The following is a 17284-nucleotide window of genomic DNA, read 5'->3' as shown; positions in this document are numbered from 1 at the left end:
AAGCGCAACAAATAAAACCGCCGGCAACCGCATCCAGCAGGAACCGAACCTGCGATCGTGGCAATTCGATCTTCAAGCCGCCGCGACCTTGCCCGAAAGCGCCTGATCCATCGCCGCCTGAAGCTGTTCCTGGGTGAAGGGCTTCGTCATCCTGAGCATCCGGCCGAGCCCATTGTCCTCGGAAAGCTCGGCATAACCCGAGGCGAGGATGACGGGCAGGCCGGGAGAGGACGAGCGAAGGTGGCGGGCAAGTTCGGCGCCGGTCATGCCCGGCATGGCGTGGTCGGTGATGACGAGATCGCAATCCTTGCCGTCGGCCAGGAATTCCAGCGCCTCGGACGCGGAAGAGGCTTCCAGCGGCAGATGGCCGAGATCCTCCAGCATGGCGACTGTTCCCGTCCGGACGAGGGCGTCGTCGTCGACGACCAGAATGGAAAGGGTTCTCGATACCGGTTTCAGCGGTTCTTCTGCCGACGGTTCGCCGACAGGCTGCGCCTTAGCGAAGGCCTCGGCGGCGGGCAGCCACAGGGAAACGGTCGTGCCCTTTCCCGGGGTGCTCGTTATCTGGAGCGAACCGCCGGATTGGGCCGCCAGCCCGTGCACCATCGACAGGCCGAGACCGGTGCCTTTGCCGACACCCTTGGTGGTGAAGAATGGTTCGGCGGCGCGCGAGACGGTCGCCTCGTCCATGCCTTCACCGTTATCTGACACCGATATCCTGATGTAATTGCCGACCGTCAGGCCGGGCAAGGACGGCTCTTCCGCCTCGGCGGCGGCTACGGTGACGGCGCCGCCGTTTTCCAGCGCATCCCGCGCATTGACGAAGAGATTGAGCAGCGCCAGTTCCAGCTGGTTGCTGTCGATCAGCAACGGCGGCAGATCCGAGGGGATGCGCTTGCAGATCTCGATGCGCGGGCCCACCGCCTTGGCGAGAAGATCCTCGATATTTTCGAACAGCCGGAGGAAATCGACCGCCTGCGGCTTGAGTTCCTGGCGGCGCGCGAAGGCAAGCAGGCGCTGGGTCAGCGCCGTGCCGCGCTCGGCCGCCTGGATCGCATTCGTCACCAGCCGTTCGCTGCGCTCGTCGGCAGGAAGCCGCTTCTTCAGCAAGCTGAGACTGCCGAGAACCGCCATCAGCAGATTGTTGAAGTCGTGCGCGACGCCGCCCGTGAGGTGGCCGATCGTATCGAGCTTCTGCGCCTCGAAGAGCTGGGCCAGCGCCTCCTCGCGCTCGCGCGTCCGCTGGTCGATGCGGTGCTCCAGCTCCTCGTTGAGCTGACGCAGTTGCGCCGCCGAGGATTCGAGCTCGGCCGTGCGCTGGAGCACCCTCGCCTCCAGATCGGCATTCAGGCGCTCGAGCTCGCGCGTCTTCCGGTAGAGATCGGCAAAGACCCTGACCTTGGCGCGCAGCACCTCGGGCACGATCGGAACGGAGACGTAATCGACCGCGCCGACCGCATAGCCGCGTAGCCGGTCTGGTTCGGCCAGCATCACGGCGGAAACGAAGATGATCGGCGTGTTCTGGTAGCGCGGGTGCTGCCGGATCATGCTGACAAGCTCGAAACCATCCTGTTCGGGCATGCAGACATCGACCAGGATGACGGCGATTTCGGTGCGCAGCAGGTGCTCGAAGGCTTCGCGGGCCGACTGCGCCTTGATGAGGTTTTCCTCGAGTTCTTCGAGAATGACCTCATAGCTTAGAAGCTTAGCCGGCTGGTCGTCGACGAGAAGGATGTTGACGGGGTTCATGGCCGGGCCCTCAGCGATGCAGCCACATTCGAAGCGCTGACAGGAGCTGCTCGGTATTGACGGGCTTCGCCAGGTAATCCGACGCGCCCGCCTCCAGGCATTTCTCGCGGTCCCCCTTCATCGCCTTGGCCGTCAGCGCCAGGATCGGCAGCCGCCGGAAACGCGGCTCCGAGCGGATGACCTGCATCGTCTCATAGCCGTCCATGCCGGGCATCATGATGTCCATCAGCACGATGGCGACGGAGGGCTCGTTGTTGATGACCTCGATGGCCTCGCTGCCGGTGGTGGCGGTAAGCACCTTCATGCCGCGGCGTTCGAGAACGCTGCTGAGAGCAAAGATGTTGCGGGCATCGTCATCGACGAGCAGCACGGTCTCGCCGACGAGATCCTCGTCCGAGCTGTGCAGCTCCTGCAGCGTCGCCTGCTTGGCCGGCGGCAGGTCCGCGACGACCCTGTGCAGGAAGAGCGCCGTCTCATCGAGCAGACGTTCGGGCGATTCCACGCCCTTCACCACGACGCTGCGCGCCATGCTGTGTAGCGTCGCGTCTTCCTCGGGGGAAAGCTCGCGGCCGGTGAAGACGACCACCGGCACCTCGGCGATCTCATCGTCGTCGCGGATCTGCTCCAGCACTTCGAAGCCGGACATGTCAGGCAGCGTGAGGTCGAGCACGACGCAATCGGCGGAGCCCTGGCGGAGTGCGGCAAGCGCCTCCGATCCGGATCCGACGCTCGTGATGTCGATATCGTCGTGCCCGAGAAGGGCGGTGACGCTCATGCGCTCGGCCTCGTTATCCTCCACCAGCAGCAGCTGCTTGCGGCGCGGCTCGGCATAGGCCTTCAGCCGTGACAGCGCCTTGCCGAGCCCTTCCGGCGTCGTCGGCTTGCTCATGAAGGCGAAGGCGCCGCGGGTCAGGCCATGCTGGCGGTCCTCGTCGAGGCTGATGATCTGGACGGGAATGTGCCGCGTCTGCGGGTTTTGCTTCAGCTGGCTCAGCACCGTCCAGCCGAGCATGTCGGGCAGGAAAATATCGAGCGAGATCGCCGACGGCTTGTAATCCTGCGCCAGCGCCAATGCATCGCTGCCGCGCATCGCGACCAGCACCTTGAAGCCGTTGTCGCGGGCGAGATCGACCAGCACGCGGGCGTAATGGGCGTCGTCCTCGACGACGAGCAGGATGGAGTCGCCCGCCTCTATCCGGTGACGGTCATCCGCGACGTGTTCGGCGGGTTTTTCGACCCGGCGGGCAGCCGCTTCGGCGAATTCGACGACGTTTGCGGCTGGTTGAGCGGACTTCGGCACCACGGCGCCGGCGCCGACATAGGTGAGCGGCAGGTAGAGCACGAAGGTGCTGCCGACACCCGGCGTGCTGCGCAGCTGGATCTCGCCTCCAAGCAGGTTCGCCAGTTCGCGGCTGATCGCCAGACCGAGGCCGGTGCCGCCATATTTGCGGCTGGTCGAGGCATCCGCCTGCTGGAACGCCTCGAAGATGATGCGCTGCTTCTCGGGCGGTATGCCGATGCCGGTATCGACGACTTCGAAGGCGATCACCGAGGGCGCGTGCCTGAGCGAAAGATGATCCGGCGACCAGCCGCTCGTCACCGATGCGACGCGCAGCGTGACGCCGCCCTGCGCGGTGAACTTGAAAGCGTTCGACAGCAGGTTCTTAAGAATCTGCTGCAACCGCTTGGAATCCGTAATGATGCTCTTCGTCACATCGGCGCCGACCTCGACCGCAAAGGAGAGATTGCGGTTTTCGGCCTCGTGGCGGAACGGCCGCGCCATGACTTCGAGCAGGTTGCTGACAAAGATCTCCTCGGCATCGACCGAGACCGTGCCGGACTCGATCTTGGACAGGTCGAGGATGTCGCTGATGAGGTTGAGCAGATCGGTGCCGGCGCCGTGGATCGTCTTTGCGAACTCGACCTGCTTGACCGACAGATTGCCGTCCGGGTTTTCCCCGAGCTGCTGACCGAGGATGAGGATGGAATTCAGCGGCGTGCGCAGCTCGTGCGACATGTTGGCGAGGAATTCCGATTTGTATTTCGAGGTCAGCGCAAGCTCGGTCGCCTTTTCCTCGAGCGCGCGCCGCGCCTGCTCGATCTCCTGGTTCTTCGCTTCGACTTCGACGTTGCGCTCTTCCAGCTGCTGCGCCTTCTGGCCGAGCTGTTCGTTGGTCTGCTGCAGCTCGCGCTGCTGCGTCTGCAGCTCGGCGGCGAGCTGTTGCGACTGCTTGAGCAGGCCTTCGGTCTGCATGGTCGCTTCGATCGAGTTCAACACGATGCCGATCGATGTGGTCAACTGATCGAGGAAGGAGAGCTGCAGCTCGGTGAATTCGCCGGCCGAGGCGAGCTCGATCACCGCCTTCACCTGGCCCTCGAAATGCACCGGCAGCACGATCGCACTTCTGGGCAGCGTCGTAAACACGCCGGAGCTGATCGGGACGACGTTGTCGGGAAGGTCGGTGACGAGGATGCGGCGGGCGTCGCTCGCGCATTGGCCGACGAGGCCCTGGCCGAAGTCGAGCCGGAGCGGGTGTGCCGCCTCGACGCCTTGCGCATAGACCGACAGCAGCGACAGGAACGGCTGGCTCTCGTCGGCATCGACCTGGTAGATGACGCCCTGATGGGCGCCGACCAGCGGCGCCAGTTCCGACAGCATCATCTTGCCGACCAGCGTCAGGTCGCGCTGGCCCTGCAGCATGTTGGTGAAGCGCGCGAGGTTCGTCTTCAGCCAGTCCTGCTCGGTGTTGCGCTCCGTCGTCAGGCGCAAATTGTCGATCATCGTGTTGATGTTGTCCTTGAGCTCGGCCACTTCGCCGCGCGCATCGACCTTGATCGAGCGCGTCAGGTCGCCCTTGGTGACGGCGGTCGCCACCTCGGCGATGGCGCGCACCTGTGTCGTCAGGTTCGCCGCCAGCAGGTTGACGTTGCCGGTCAGGTCCTTCCACGTTCCCGCGGTGCCGGGAACATTCGCCTGGCCGCCGAGCCGGCCTTCGACGCCCACCTCGCGGGCCACCGTCGTCACCTGATCGGCGAAGGTCGCGAGCGTGTTGGTCATGTTGTTGATGGTTTCGGCAAGGGCCGCCACCTCGCCCTTGGAGGCGACGGTGAGGTTCTGCTTGAGGTCGCCGTTCGCCACCGCCGTCACCACCTTGACGATGCCGCGGACCTGCTCGGTCAGGTTGGCGGCCATGACGTTGACGGTATCGGTCAGATCCTTCCAGGTACCGGCAACACCCGGCACCTGCGCCTGACCGCCGAGCTTGCCCTCGGTGCCGACTTCGCGGGCCACACGCGTCACTTCGCCGGCGAAGGCATTGAGCTGATCCACCATCGTGTTGATGGTGTTCTTCAGTTCGAGAATCTCGCCCTTCACGTCGACGGTGATCTTGCGCGACAGGTCGCCGCGCGCCACGGCGGTGGTCACTTCGGCGATGTTGCGCACCTGGGTCGTCAGATTGGCGGCAAGCAGGTTGACGTTGTCGGTCAGGTCCTTCCAGGTGCCGGCGACGCCGGGAACGACGGCCTGGCCGCCGAGCCTGCCGTCGGTGCCGACTTCGCGCGCCACGCGCGTCACTTCGCCGGCGAAGGAACGGAGCTGATCGACCATGGTGTTCAAGGTGTCCTTCAGCAGCAGGATTTCGCCTCGCACGTCGACGGTGATCTTGCGCGACAAGTCGCCATTGGCGATCGCGGTCGCCACTTCGGCGATGTTGCGCACCTGCGCCGTCAGGTTGCCGGCCATGGAATTGACGCTGTCGGTCAGGTCCTTCCAGGTGCCGGCAACGCCCGAGACCTGCGCCTGACCGCCGAGCTTGCCTTCGGTGCCGACTTCGCGGGCAACGCGCGTCACTTCGCCGGCAAAGGCGTTGAGCTGATCCACCATGGTGTTGATGGTGTTCTTCAGTTCGAGGATTTCGCCCTTCACGTCGACGGTGATCTTGCGCGACAGGTCGCCGCGCGCCACGGCGGTCGTGACTTCGGCGATGTTGCGCACCTGGCCGGTGAGGTTGGAGGCCATGGAGTTGACGTTTTCGGTCAGGTCCTTCCAGGTGCCGGCGACGCCTGGCACCTGCGCCTGGCCGCCGAGCTTGCCTTCGGTGCCGACTTCGCGCGCCACGCGCGTCACTTCCGAGGCGAAGCGGTTCAGCTGGTCCACCATGGTGTTCAGCGTTTCCTTGAGCTCCAGGATTTCGCCCGAGACCGAGACGGTGATCTTCTTCGACAAGTCGCCATTGGCGATGGCGGTCGAGACTTCGGCGATGTTGCGCACCTGCGCCGTCAGGTTGCCGGCCATGGAATTGACGCTGTCGGTCAGGTCCTTCCAGGTGCCGGCGACACCGAGCACGTTCGCCTGGCCGCCGAGCCGGCCTTCCGTGCCGACCTCGCGCGCCACGCGCGTCACCTCGCCGGCAAAGCCGTTCAGCTGATCGACCATCGTATTGATGGTTTCCTTCAGCTCCAGGATTTCCCCCGAGACGGTGACGGTGATTTTCTTGGACAGGTCTCCCTGGGCGACCGCGGTCGCGACTTCGGCGATGTTGCGCACCTGGCCGGTCAGGTTGGAGGCCATGGAGTTGACGCTATCGGTCAGATCCTTCCAGGTGCCGGCCACGCCGCGGACATTGGCCTGGCCGCCGAGCCGGCCTTCCGTACCGACTTCGCGGGCGACGCGTGTCACTTCCGAGGCGAAGGCGTTCAACTGGTCGACCATCGTGTTGATGGTTTCCTTCAGTTCAAGGATTTCGCCCTTCACGTCGACGGTGATCTTCTTCGACAGGTCGCCATTGGCGATGGCGGTCGAGACTTCGGCGATGTTGCGCACCTGCGCCGTCAGGTTGCCGCCCATGGAGTTGACGTTTTCGGTCAAGTCCTTCCAGGTGCCGGCCACGCCGCGCACGTTGGCCTGGCCGCCGAGCCGGCCTTCCGTTCCCACTTCGCGGGCAACACGCGTCACTTCGGAGGCGAAGGCGTTCAACTGGTCGACCATCGTATTGATGGTTTCCTTCAGTTCCAGGATTTCGCCCGACACCGTCACGGTGATCTTCTTCGACAGGTCGCCATTGGCGATCGCGGTCGAGACCTCGGCGATGTTGCGCACCTGTGCCGTCAGGTTGGAGGCCATGGAATTGACGTTGTCGGTCAGGTCCTTCCAGGTGCCGGCAACGCCGGGCACCTGCGCCTGGCCGCCGAGCCGGCCTTCCGTGCCGACCTCGCGCGCCACGCGCGTCACTTCGCCGGCAAAGCCGTTCAGCTGGTCGACCATCGTGTTGATGGTCTCCTTCAGTTCAAGAATTTCGCCGGAAACGTCGACGGTGATCTTGCGCGAGAGGTCGCCGCGCGCCACCGCCGTCGTCACCTGGGCGATGTTGCGCACCTGGGCGGTGAGGTTGCCGCACATGGCGTTGACGCTGTCGGTCAGGTCCTTCCAGGTGCCGGCCACACCCGGCACCAGCGCCTGCCCGCCTAGCTTGCCTTCGGTGCCGACTTCGCGCGCCACGCGCGTCACTTCCGAAGCGAACGAACGCAACTGGTCGACCATGGTGTTGATCGCTTCCTTCAGCTGCAGGATTTCGCCGCGCACGTCGACGGTGATCTTCTTGGAAAGGTCGCCATTGGCGACTGCGATCGTCACTTCGGCGATGTTGCGCACCTGCGCCGTCAGGTTCGACGCCATCGAGTTGACGCTTTCGGTCAGGTCCTTCCAGACGCCCGTCACCTCGGGCACCTGCGCCTGGCCGCCGAGCTTGCCGTCGGTGCCGACTTCGCGGGCGACGCGGGTCACTTCGGAGGTAAAGACGCTCAGCTGCTTGATCATCGTGTTGACGATATCGGCCGAGCGCAGGAATTCGCCCTTGAGCGCCCGCCCATCGACATCGAGCGGCACGGTCTGCAACAAGTCGCCCTTGGCGACGGCCGTGATCGTGCGGGTGACTGCCGTCGTCGGCCAGAGGAGGTCGTCGATCAGGCCGTTGATCGACCCTTCCATCTCCGACCAGGAACCGTCGGAGAGGCCGAAGCGCACGCGGGTGCTCGTGCGCCCATCCCGGCCGACCACTTGGCCGACATGTTCGAGCTGCTGGGCCATGCGCTGATTGGCGGCGATGATGTCGTTCAGCGCATCGGCGACCTTGCCGGTGACGCCGGTGAGGTCGGAGCGCATGCGCACGGAAAAGTCGCCGCGCCTGACGGCTACCAGCACCTCCAGAAGGGCGCTGGCATCATCAAAGGCCATGGTTTTGTGGTCGTGCCCGTTGAGGCTCTCGGCCGCAGCCTCGTCGCGCGAAATCTCACTGGTTTGCGTGCTCACGGAATCCCCCCTGTTCGAAAGAAGATAATTAGTGCTCGACTGGAAAAAGGGTATGGGTGTGCCGCAGGGTTGCAGCGATAGGCCTAATCCAACGTCAACGGCCAAACTTGGCCTGCGCGGGAACAGTTTCCGGCCGGCCGTCGTTTCCGTCCTGACAAGGAGAGCGACATGTCGAACGTCTCAAGGACAGGCAAGGACGAGATCAACAACGCGACCAGCGCAACCACCTTCGGGCGCTCGGTCGAGAGCCAGGCGCAGATGCAGGATGCCGCTGCGGAAGCGGCGCCGGAAGCCGGCGGCGAAATGCTCAACATCTACCGGCTGGAGCCGATCGCCAAGCCCGACGATCCGAGATGGGACAACGCCCCGAACCATGGCACCATCGTCGTGGCCGCCCGCACACCCGGCGATGCCAGGATCGTCGCCGCCGCACGCGAACTCGATTTCATGGAAGTGGACGCCGCACCCGCCGAGGATGTCACGACGACAAATGCCAGCGCATTTCGAGACGACAAGCTTTATACTGTGATCGAGATCGACCGGAACAGGCGCGATATCAAGCGCGGCGTCCTCGACGGTACGATATCTGTCGACACGATCCGGCCGGTCCAGCCGGACTAGGCTTCTTCTTTACCTGGGGGTTCTCAATGAATACTGCCAATCTGCAGCTCAAGGGCCTGATCATGGCGATGGCCTCGATTTGCGACGCGATCGCCGAGAAGGAATTGCTCACCCGCGAGGAAATCGATACCGCACTGTCGAAAGCTCAAAAGGCGATCGAGGAGGATGACGACCACGAGCTGTCGGGCGCCAACCTTGCGGCGATCCTGTTTCCGATCCGTGTCCTGAAGCTGGCCGGCGATGCGGGCCGGAAGGGCGAAGGAGCGACGTTTTCTGACTATGCCAAGCTCGTAGGAAAGCTCGGCTGAGCATGTTCGAAGGCTTTTCTCTTGAGGCTGTCGATGTCGGGCCGGGTCCGCTTCGCGTCCGCATCGGCGGCTCGGGACCCGCCGTTCTTCTGCTCCACGGCCATCCCAGGACACATATGACCTGGGGCAAGGTAGCGGATCTGCTTTCACCCGATTACACCATCGTCTGTCCCGACCTGCCCGGTTTCGGCCGTTCCTATCAGCCGGCCGATGCTCCTGACAGCCGAAATTCCTCCAAGCGCGCCAAGGCCGAAGCCCTGGTCGAATTGATGCGGCGACTGGGTCACGACCACTTCGCGGTGGTCGGTCACGACCGCGGAAGCCTGACCGCCTTCCGCATGGCGATGGACCATCCCGATCGCGTGAGGAAGCTCGTCATCGCCGACGGCATCCCCGTCATCGAACATCTCGAACGTGCAGACTGGAAGTTTGCGAGAGACTGGTATCACTGGTTCTTCTTCGCCCAGAAAGAAAAACCGGAGCGGGCGATCTCGGCCGATCCCCTGGCGTGGTACGACAAACTCTCGCCGGCGCTGATGGGCAAGCCGGCCTATGACGACCTCATCGACGTCATCCACGACCCTCGTGTCGTCCATGGGATGATCGAGGACTACCGCGCCGGCCTCAGCATCGACCATTTCCACGACCGTGAGGACCGCGACGCCGGCCGCAAAGTGACCTGCCCCATGCTCTGCCTCTGGTCGCTCCGCGACGACATGGAACAGATCTATGGCGACCCGGCCGCCATCTGGCGGAACTGGGCAAATGACGTGCGCGGCTTCGGCATAGACAGCGGCCACCATATTGCCGAGGAGAATCCGGAAGCGCTCTCGCAGGCCATCCGGGGGTTTCTCGAAAACGGATAGGGCAAGGGTTCAGACGCCTTGCGGTAGCAGGCCATCCGCCTGAGGTGTCCAAAGTTGTCGATTTTGCGATAAGTTGATCAATTTTGTCTTGTTTCCCGGCGGTTCCTGTGGCTATAGGGCCGCAGACACTCACGCACCGGGATTTTTACGTGACCAGCTACAAATCGCTTCTGGCCGCCTGCGGCCTCTCCGCCCTGATCGGTCTTGCCGCAACGCCGTCGTTCGCCGGCTCGACGGCCTATCCGCTGACGCTGGAAAACTGCGGCGCTGAGGTGATCTTCAAGAAGGCGCCCGAGCGGGCGATCGGCCTCGGCCAGAACAGCGCGGAAATCCTGCTGCTGCTCGGCCTTCAAGACAAGATGGTCGGCACCGCCTTCTGGCCGAGCAAGGTGTTGCCGCAGCTCGCCGAGGCCAATGCCAAGGTCAAGCTTCTCACGGTCGAGATGCCGACTTTCGAATCCATGCTCGCCGAGAATCCCGACTTCGTGGCGGTCGCTTTGCCGAGCCTCGTCGGGCCGAACAGCAAGGTCGCCAAACGCGAGGATTTCGACAAGGTCGGCGTTTCAACCTATCTGTCGCCCAGCACCTGCCTCAGCACCAAGGATGTCAAGGATCAGTATGGCAGCCGCGGCGAGCTGTGGAATATGGATCTTCTCTACAAGGAGATCGACGAACTCTCGCAGATTTTCGACGTGGCCGACCGCGGCCAGGCGCTGATCGCCGATTTCAAGGCCCGTGAAGCCAAGCTGCGCGGAAGCGTTGCCAAGGACGGCCAGAAACTCTCCTACGTCTTCTGGTTCTCCAGCCCCAGCCCGTCGGCCGATGCCTATGTCGGCGGCAAGAACAGCGCCTCCGGCTTCATCGCCGATCTGCTCGGGGGACGCAATGCGATCGACGCGGCAGCGGAATGGCCGACCGTCGGCTGGGAAGGCATCATCGCCGCCAATCCCGACGTCATCGTCGTCGCCAACCTCGACCGCAACCGTTGGGAACTCGACAAGCCCGAGGCCAAGATCAACTTCCTGAACACCGATCCCGCCGTCAGCCAGATCCCTGCCGTCAAGAACAAGGCGCTCGTCGTCATGGACGGCCAGGCGATGAACCCGACCATCCGCACGATCTACGGCGCCGAACAGGTGGCCGAGCAGCTGAAGGCCCTCGGTCTGCTGAAGTGACCGAGGCGGGCCGTCTCTTCCGGCAGCTGGGAGCGCTCACCGCATTGCTTCTGGCTTCCCTCTGCCTCATCGCTGTCGCCATCGGCGTCAGCGTCGGGATCGGCGATCTGCCGATCCCGCTCGCGACCACGTTTTCGGCCGTCACCAACCGGCTGGGCTGGACCTCGGTCGAGCTCAACCGCATCCATGAGACTGTCATCTGGGATTATCGCCTGAGCCGGGCGCTCGTCGCCGCCTTCTGCGGCGCGGGGCTGGCGCTGTCGGGCGCCGTCATGCAGTCGCTGCTGCGCAATCCCCTCGCCGAACCCTATGTGCTCGGCATCTCCGCCGGGGCCTCCACCGGCGCCGTCGCGATCGTCATCCTGGGCCTCGGCGCCGGCGCGGTGTCGCTGTCGGCAGGCGCCTTTGCCGGCGCCTTCGCAGCCTTCTTCTTCGTGGCGCTGCTGTCGAACGGCACGCGCGGCGGCGCGGACCGCACCATCCTTGCCGGTGTCGCCGCATCGCAGCTCTTCAACGCATCGACCTCCTATATTGTCACCACCTCGGCCAATGCGCAGCAGGCCCGCGACGTCATGTTCTGGCTGCTCGGCAGTTTCGGCGGCGTGCGCTGGCCGGAATTCGCGCTGGTCTCGGTCGTCGTCGGCTTCGGTCTCGCCGCCTGTATGCTTTACGCCCGGGTGCTCGACGCCTTCGCGTTCGGCGACGAGGCGGCGTCCTCTCTCGGCGTCAATGTCGGCCGTGCCCGCATGGCGTTGTTCGCGCTGACCGCGATGATGACGGCGACGATCGTCAGCATGGTCGGCTCGATCGGCTTCGTCGGCCTTGTCGTGCCGCATGTCGCCCGCTTTGTCGTCGGGCCGCTCCATATCCGCCTCCTGCCGGCCTGCGCCATCGCAGGCGCCATCTTCATGGTGTTCGCCGATATCGCCGCGCGCGCCCTCATTCCCGGCCAGATCCTGCCGATCGGCGTCGTCACGGCGCTGGTCGGCGTTCCCTTCTTCTCGATCATCCTCTACCGGTTCCAGCGCGCGTCATGAGCATCAAGGCTGACAACCTCACCTGGAAAATTGGCAGGAAGACCATCCTGGACGGCGTTTCCATGGAAGCGCAGCCCGGCCGGATGCTCGGCCTGCTCGGACCGAACGGCTCCGGCAAGACCTCGCTGCTCAGGCTTCTCGCCGGTCTGAAGCGCCCGCATTCCGGCCGCGTCACGCTCGACCGCAGCGATATCGGCAAGATCAGCCGCCGCTCGATCGCCCGGCGTATCGCCTTCGTCGAGCAGCACGCCACGACCAATGCCAATCTGAAGGTCGTCGACGTCGTCAAGCTCGGAAGGTTTCCGCACCGCTCCATGTTCTCAGGCTGGACCAAGGTTGACGAAGAGGCCGTCGAAGCGGCACTCGTCCGCGCTGGCATGGCGGAGAAGCGCGACGACCGCTGGCAGAGCCTGTCAGGCGGCGAAAAGCAGCGCACCCACATCGCCAGGGCGCTCGCCCAGTCGCCGCAGGAGCTGATCCTCGACGAACCCACGAACCATCTCGATATCCAGCACCAGATCGGCCTGATGCGGCTCGTCTCCGGCCTGCCGATCACCAGCATCGTCGCCCTGCACGATCTCAATCACGCCGCCATGTTCTGCGATGCGCTTGTTATCATGCAGCAGGGCAGGATCGTCGCTTCCGGCACGCCTGAGGACGTGCTGAGCGAAAAGCTCCTGCGCGAGGTCTTTTCCATCGAGGCGCGCGTCGAAGCCTCGCCCTATCATTCCCGCCCGCACATCCACTATCTCAAGTGAGAGCGACTAGAACAGGATGATTTTAGGCCGATTGGCCTAAATCTGAATCCTATTCTAAATTAAAGAGTTAGAGCATGATGTCGTCCGAAAACCGCTCACACTTTTCGGCATCATGCTCTAGTCCACGCAGGCCGACCTTGCCGCGTCCAGGCGAACGTTCTGCACGAATACCTGCAGCGCCGGCCACATTTCCCAATAGTAACGATTCAGCACTGGATCAGCATGGTCGAGAACGGGGCGAGGCTGGCCCAGAATCGCGGCCATATCGATTTCAAACGCGCTCATGTCGCCGAACGGGCGCTTGAAATCGACCACGGGCGCAGGATAGCCTTCACCGGCGACGATCGCGATGATCTGGCTGTCCGGCCACTCGAATCTCAGGTGGTGCAGGAGTTGGAGATGCTGGCGGGTGAATTGAAAATAACCATCCGGCTCAAGGCGTGGCATTTCTGCCAGATATGAACTAATCCGTGCGCCCGGCAATCCAGCGAGATCGTTCCGAAGCCGGCGCTGCATCGTCGCATTATCGAGATGGTCGAGGTGATATTGTCCGTCCGCTAGCCTGCAATTCGCAAGAGCCCAAGTCAGCAGCGTCGAGACCTCGCGGTGAAATCGGGCGATAGCAATTCGATCACTCGTGCCGATGATCGGGCCGAGGTCAGCGGCCATATCGTCGCTGCCATATGGAGCGAGCGGATTGACGACAGGCCCCCCGCTTTCGATCGAAGTATTCCACGCAAACTGCAGTTTCCGCAATGCCTCGATGTGCTGAGGTGTGATGGTCAGCGCGGGGTCTTCCGGATCGGCGTAGATCTGATGCTCGGCGTGCCACTGCCAAGCGATCCAGGCCGGCCAGGAAAGCACAGCCACGATCAGAGCGAGCCCAAAAAGCCGCCGCTTGTATGCCATTTAAGAGTTCTCCCGGTATCAATACGCAGAGATCATGACGTCTTGGCTATCGGGTCTTGGTAGGTTTTGGCAAGTTCGGTATGCGTGTCGCTCTGCCTGCGCGGCAACTTCCATGCGCTGACACGCTCACGTCACGATTTGCAGTGGCAGAGCGGTCGTCTTCTTGAGCGTCTTGAGCACGATGCTCGATTTGACCGAGGCCAGATTGTCGGTGACCCGGATCATTCGTTCGAGAAACTGGCTGAGATGGTCGAGATCGCGCGTCATCACCTTCATCAGAAAATCGGCGTCACCGGTCTGCGAATAACATTCCAGGATCTCCGGCGCGGTCTCGATGAAGCGATGGAGCCGCTCGTTTCCGCCTTCCGTATGCGCGCGCAGACTGACGAGCGTATGGGCGACGACGCTGAAACCCAGTTTCGCGGGATTAAGGATGGCGACGACGCTCTGGATATATTGCTCCTTGCGCAGCCGTTCCAAACGGCGCGCGCATTGGGTGGCGGAGAGATTGACCTTCTGCGACAGCTCGCCCTGCGTCATCTCGCTGTTCTGCTGAAGCGCCGCGAGCAATTTGATATCGAACTGATCAAGCATGAAACACCCGAGATAAGGGGAATTTCGGCATAGTATAGCCCTCTAACGCAGAATGTCTGCATCGATGCGGTGAAACAGGCAGACAATCGCAGAAATTCGCCGCGAAACTTCAGTTAATCTCCAAACAACTGGATAAAACGGAGGTGGACCTGTGTTTGAAGAACTGAATAACCGGCCGGCCGACAGCCTGCTTGCCCTCATCAAAGCCTTCCAGGCAGACAAACGCGCCGGAAAGATCGACCTGGGCGTCGGCGTCTATCGTGACGCCATGGGCCGCACGCCGGTCATGCGGGCCGTGAAGGCGGCGGAACAGTTTCTTCTGGAGACGCAGGACAGCAAGAAATATCTCGGTCCGGAAGGCGATCTGCAATTCGTCCGCTTGCTGCAGCCGATCATTTTCGGGCAATCGCCGGCCTTCGGTGAGCGTCTTGTCGGCATCCAGACGCCGGGCGGCAGCGGCGCGCTGCGTCTCGGCGCGGAACTCATCCAGACGGCAAAGCCATCGGCGAAGGTTTTGCTGGGCACGCCGAGCTGGCCCAACCATGCGCCGATCTTCGGTTCGGCGCGCCTCACCGTAAAGGAATATCCCTTCGTCGATCTCGCCTCGCAGCAGGTGAAATTCGAAAGCGTGGTCGCGGCCCTGTCCTCCGCCAACGCAGGCGATGTCGTGCTTCTTCACGGCTGCTGTCACAACCCGACCGGCATCGATTTCACCATGGAAGAGTGGCGCCGAATTGCCGAACTCCTCGTCGCCCACAAGCTCGTGCCCTTCATCGATCTTGCCTATCAGGGGCTCGGCGACGGTCTCGAACAGGATGCCGCGCCGACGCGCATGATCCTCGAAGCGGTCGACGAGGCACTGATCGCCTATTCCTGCGACAAGAATTTCGGCCTCTATCGGGAGCGCGTCGGCGCGCTCTATGTCATGACTCGCAATGCCGGCGACATAGGGAAAGCGGAAAGCAACATGGCCGCGCTCGCCCGCGTCAACTGGTCCATGCCGCCGGATCATGGCGCGGCAATCGTCCGGACCATTCTCGAAAGCGCCGAAATGTCGGCAATGTGGCGTGCCGAGCTCGAAGAAATGTGCGAGCGCGTCAATGGCAATCGTGCCGCGCTCGCCGCTGCTGCACCCGACCTCGCCTTCATCAGCCGCCAGCGCGGCCTGTTTTCCAATCTCTCCATATCAAGGGAAACGGCGGCGGCGCTTCGCGCCAGCCACGGCATCTACATGGCCGATTCCGGGCGAATGAACCTCGCCGGCATGCAGCCGGCCGACGCCGGCGCCATCGTCACCGCACTCCAAGCCGAAGGCTGCCTGAAATGAGCAAGAACGAAACGACCGGCCAGGCGATCGCCCGTTCGCTTGTCGCCCATGGAATCGACACGGTCTTCGGCATTCCGGGCGCCCACATGTATGACTTCAACGATGCCCTCTACGGCGCCGCAGATAAGATCCGCTTCATCCACACAAGGCACGAACAGGGCGCCGCCTACATGGCTTATGGCTATGCCAAGTCCACCGGCCGGGTCGGCGCCTATACCGTTGTGCCCGGCCCCGGCGTGCTCAATTCCGGCGCGGCTCTCTGCACCGCTTACGGCGCCAATGCGCCGGTGCTCTGCGTCACCGGCAACATCATGTCCCATCTGATCGGGCAAGGCAGAGGACAGCTGCACGAACTGCCGGACCAGCTCGCGACCATGCGCGGGATCACCAAGACGGCGGAACGCATCAACCATCAGTCCGAAACCGGCCCCGTCATATCGGAGGTCGTCGGCAAAATGCTTTCCGGCCGCCAGGGTCCGGGAGCGGTCGAAGCTCCTTGGGATGTGTTCGGACAATTCGGTCCGGAAGCCGACCTGCCACTCGGCACGAGAGCCCCTCATCCGGCCATCAATCCCGACCAGATCGCCGCCGCAGCGGCGCTGATTTCAGGCGCTCGGAATCCGATGATCATGGTCGGCGGCGGCGCCGCGGATGCCGGCGCTGACATCGCAGCACTTGCGGAGCTCTTGCAGGCGCCGGTCACCTCCCATCGCTCCGGCAAGGGCATCGTCGCCGACGACCATCCGAACTATCTGAATTTCGTCGCCGCCTATGAGTATTGGAAGAAGGTCGACGTGCTGATCGGCATCGGTAGCCGGCTCGAATTGCAGTTCATGCGGTGGAAATGGCGGCCCAAAGGCCTCAAGATCATCCGCATCGACATCGACCCCACAGAGATGGTCCGCCTCAAGCCCGACGTCGGCATCGTCTCCGATGCGGGAGATGGCACGCGAGCACTGGCCGCTGCGCTGGCAGGCACCCGCTGCGAGAATCGGACGCGCGAATTCGCCGAGCTGAATGAAGAGGCGAGATCTCGTTTTCAGGCGGTGCAGCCGCAGCTCGCCTATCTCGAGGTCATTCGCGAGGCCCTACCGAGAGACGGCTTCTTCGTCGAGGAAATCAGCCAGATGGGCTTCACCGCCCGCTTTGCCTTCCCGGTCTATGGCCCGCGCCAATATGTGACATGCGGCTATCAGGACAATCTCGGTTTCGGCTTCAACACGGCGCTCGGCGTAAAGGTCGCCAACCCCGATAAATCAGTTATCTCCGTTTCCGGCGATGGCGGCTTCATGTTCGGCGTTCAGGAGCTTGCCACCGCCGTCCAGCACAAGATCGCCGTCGTCGCCATCGTCTTCAACAATTCAGCCTATGGCAACGTGCTGCGCGACCAGAAGCAGGTCTATAAAGGCCGCTATCTCGGTTCGGAACTGACCAATCCTGATTTCGTGGCTCTCGGCGAGAGCTTCGGTGTCAAATCCTTCAAGGCGACGAGCCCCGGCGAATTGAGGGAGGTATTGCAGAAAGCGCTCTCGCTCAATGAGCCCGTGCTCATCGAGGTTCCGATCGAAAAAGGATCCGAGGCAAGCCCCTGGCCTTTCATTCATCCGGCACCGCACGCCGACTGAAGCCC

General features: G+C 63.1%; 12 protein-coding genes. 8 read left to right on the top strand and 4 right to left on the bottom strand.

The features are described from left to right. Positions 1–72: 72 nt before the first annotated feature. Complete coding sequence (locus tag ATY76_RS15990; protein WP_088675708.1) at positions 73–1749, bottom strand: response regulator; 1677 nt, start codon at positions 1747–1749, stop codon at positions 73–75. A gap of 10 nt (positions 1750–1759) precedes the next feature. Continuing rightward, positions 1760–8059 carry a HAMP domain-containing protein gene (locus tag ATY76_RS15985; protein ID WP_088675707.1) on the bottom strand — a complete coding sequence of 2100 codons (6300 nt, stop codon included), beginning with the start codon at positions 8057–8059 and terminating at the stop codon, positions 1760–1762. Between the two features lie 168 nt (positions 8060–8227). On the opposite strand from ATY76_RS15985, the gene ATY76_RS15980 reads away from it, so the two are divergent. From ATY76_RS15980 to ATY76_RS15955, 6 genes are all read left to right on the top strand, one after another. After that, positions 8228–8680 (top strand): hypothetical protein, encoded by a 453-nt coding sequence (locus tag ATY76_RS15980; protein ID WP_088675706.1) that lies wholly within the window; start codon positions 8228–8230, stop codon positions 8678–8680. A gap of 26 nt (positions 8681–8706) precedes the next feature. Beyond that, a complete protein-coding gene (locus tag ATY76_RS15975; RefSeq protein ID WP_088675705.1) occupies positions 8707–8988 on the top strand; it encodes a hypothetical protein in 282 nt (93 codons plus the stop codon). A 2-nt stretch (positions 8989–8990) separates the two neighbouring features. Next, positions 8991–9854, top strand: coding sequence for an alpha/beta hydrolase (locus tag ATY76_RS15970; protein WP_088675704.1), 864 nt, complete (start codon positions 8991–8993; stop codon positions 9852–9854). Between the two features lie 149 nt (positions 9855–10003). Next, on the top strand, positions 10004–11029 hold the full coding sequence (locus ATY76_RS15965) for an ABC transporter substrate-binding protein (protein ID WP_088675703.1): 1026 nt from the start codon (positions 10004–10006) through the stop codon (positions 11027–11029). Continuing rightward, complete coding sequence (locus ATY76_RS15960) at positions 11026–12066, top strand: iron ABC transporter permease (RefSeq protein ID WP_088675702.1); 1041 nt, start codon at positions 11026–11028, stop codon at positions 12064–12066. Before ATY76_RS15965 ends, ATY76_RS15960 begins: the two co-directional genes overlap by 4 nt. Continuing rightward, positions 12063–12824, top strand: coding sequence for an ABC transporter ATP-binding protein (locus ATY76_RS15955; RefSeq protein ID WP_088675701.1), 762 nt, complete (start codon positions 12063–12065; stop codon positions 12822–12824). The genes ATY76_RS15960 and ATY76_RS15955 overlap by 4 nt, the downstream gene beginning before the upstream one ends. A 117-nt stretch (positions 12825–12941) precedes the next feature. Here ATY76_RS15955 and ATY76_RS15950 read toward each other — a convergent pair whose 3' ends face one another. Together ATY76_RS15950 and ATY76_RS15945 are read right to left on the bottom strand one after the other, a co-directional pair. Beyond that, positions 12942–13733, bottom strand: a complete 792-nt coding sequence (locus ATY76_RS15950) for a hypothetical protein (RefSeq protein ID WP_088675700.1) — start codon at positions 13731–13733, stop codon at positions 12942–12944. A gap of 126 nt (positions 13734–13859) precedes the next feature. Next, on the bottom strand, positions 13860–14327 hold the full coding sequence (locus tag ATY76_RS15945) for an Lrp/AsnC family transcriptional regulator (RefSeq protein WP_088675699.1): 468 nt from the start codon (positions 14325–14327) through the stop codon (positions 13860–13862). Positions 14328–14478: 151 nt separating this feature from the next. Between ATY76_RS15945 and ATY76_RS15940 the strand changes: the two genes are divergently transcribed. Together ATY76_RS15940 and ATY76_RS15935 are read left to right on the top strand one after the other, a co-directional pair. After that, on the top strand, positions 14479–15654 hold the full coding sequence (locus ATY76_RS15940) for an amino acid aminotransferase (protein WP_088675698.1): 1176 nt from the start codon (positions 14479–14481) through the stop codon (positions 15652–15654). Further along, a complete protein-coding gene (locus ATY76_RS15935) occupies positions 15651–17279 on the top strand; it encodes a thiamine pyrophosphate-dependent enzyme (protein WP_088675697.1) in 1629 nt (542 codons plus the stop codon). Before ATY76_RS15940 ends, ATY76_RS15935 begins: the two co-directional genes overlap by 4 nt. Positions 17280–17284: the final 5 nt, after the last annotated feature.

The organism is Rhizobium sp. R339, from assembly GCF_002211395.1.
GTDB lineage: Bacteria > Pseudomonadota > Alphaproteobacteria > Rhizobiales > Rhizobiaceae > Rhizobium.
Note: the sequence above shows the minus strand (reverse complement) of the source record. Positions and strands in the feature narration are given on the sequence as shown.

Bases quoted from the DNA above. Each gene is read 5' to 3' on its own strand.
- ATY76_RS15950 (WP_088675700.1), bottom strand. From the start codon at position 13,733: ATGGCATACAAGCGGCGGCTTTTTGGGCTCGCTCTGATCGTGGCTGTG.
- ATY76_RS15945 (WP_088675699.1), bottom strand. From the start codon at position 14,327: ATGCTTGATCAGTTCGATATCAAATTGCTCGCGGCGCTTCAGCAGAAC.
- ATY76_RS15935 (WP_088675697.1), top strand. From the start codon at position 15,651: ATGAGCAAGAACGAAACGACCGGCCAGGCGATCGCCCGTTCGCTTGTC.
- ATY76_RS15975 (WP_088675705.1), top strand. From the start codon at position 8,707: ATGAATACTGCCAATCTGCAGCTCAAGGGCCTGATCATGGCGATGGCC.
- ATY76_RS15980 (WP_088675706.1), top strand. From the start codon at position 8,228: ATGTCGAACGTCTCAAGGACAGGCAAGGACGAGATCAACAACGCGACC.
- ATY76_RS15990 (WP_088675708.1), bottom strand. From the start codon at position 1,749: ATGAACCCCGTCAACATCCTTCTCGTCGACGACCAGCCGGCTAAGCTT.
- ATY76_RS15970 (WP_088675704.1), top strand. From the start codon at position 8,991: ATGTTCGAAGGCTTTTCTCTTGAGGCTGTCGATGTCGGGCCGGGTCCG.
- ATY76_RS15955 (WP_088675701.1), top strand. From the start codon at position 12,063: ATGAGCATCAAGGCTGACAACCTCACCTGGAAAATTGGCAGGAAGACC.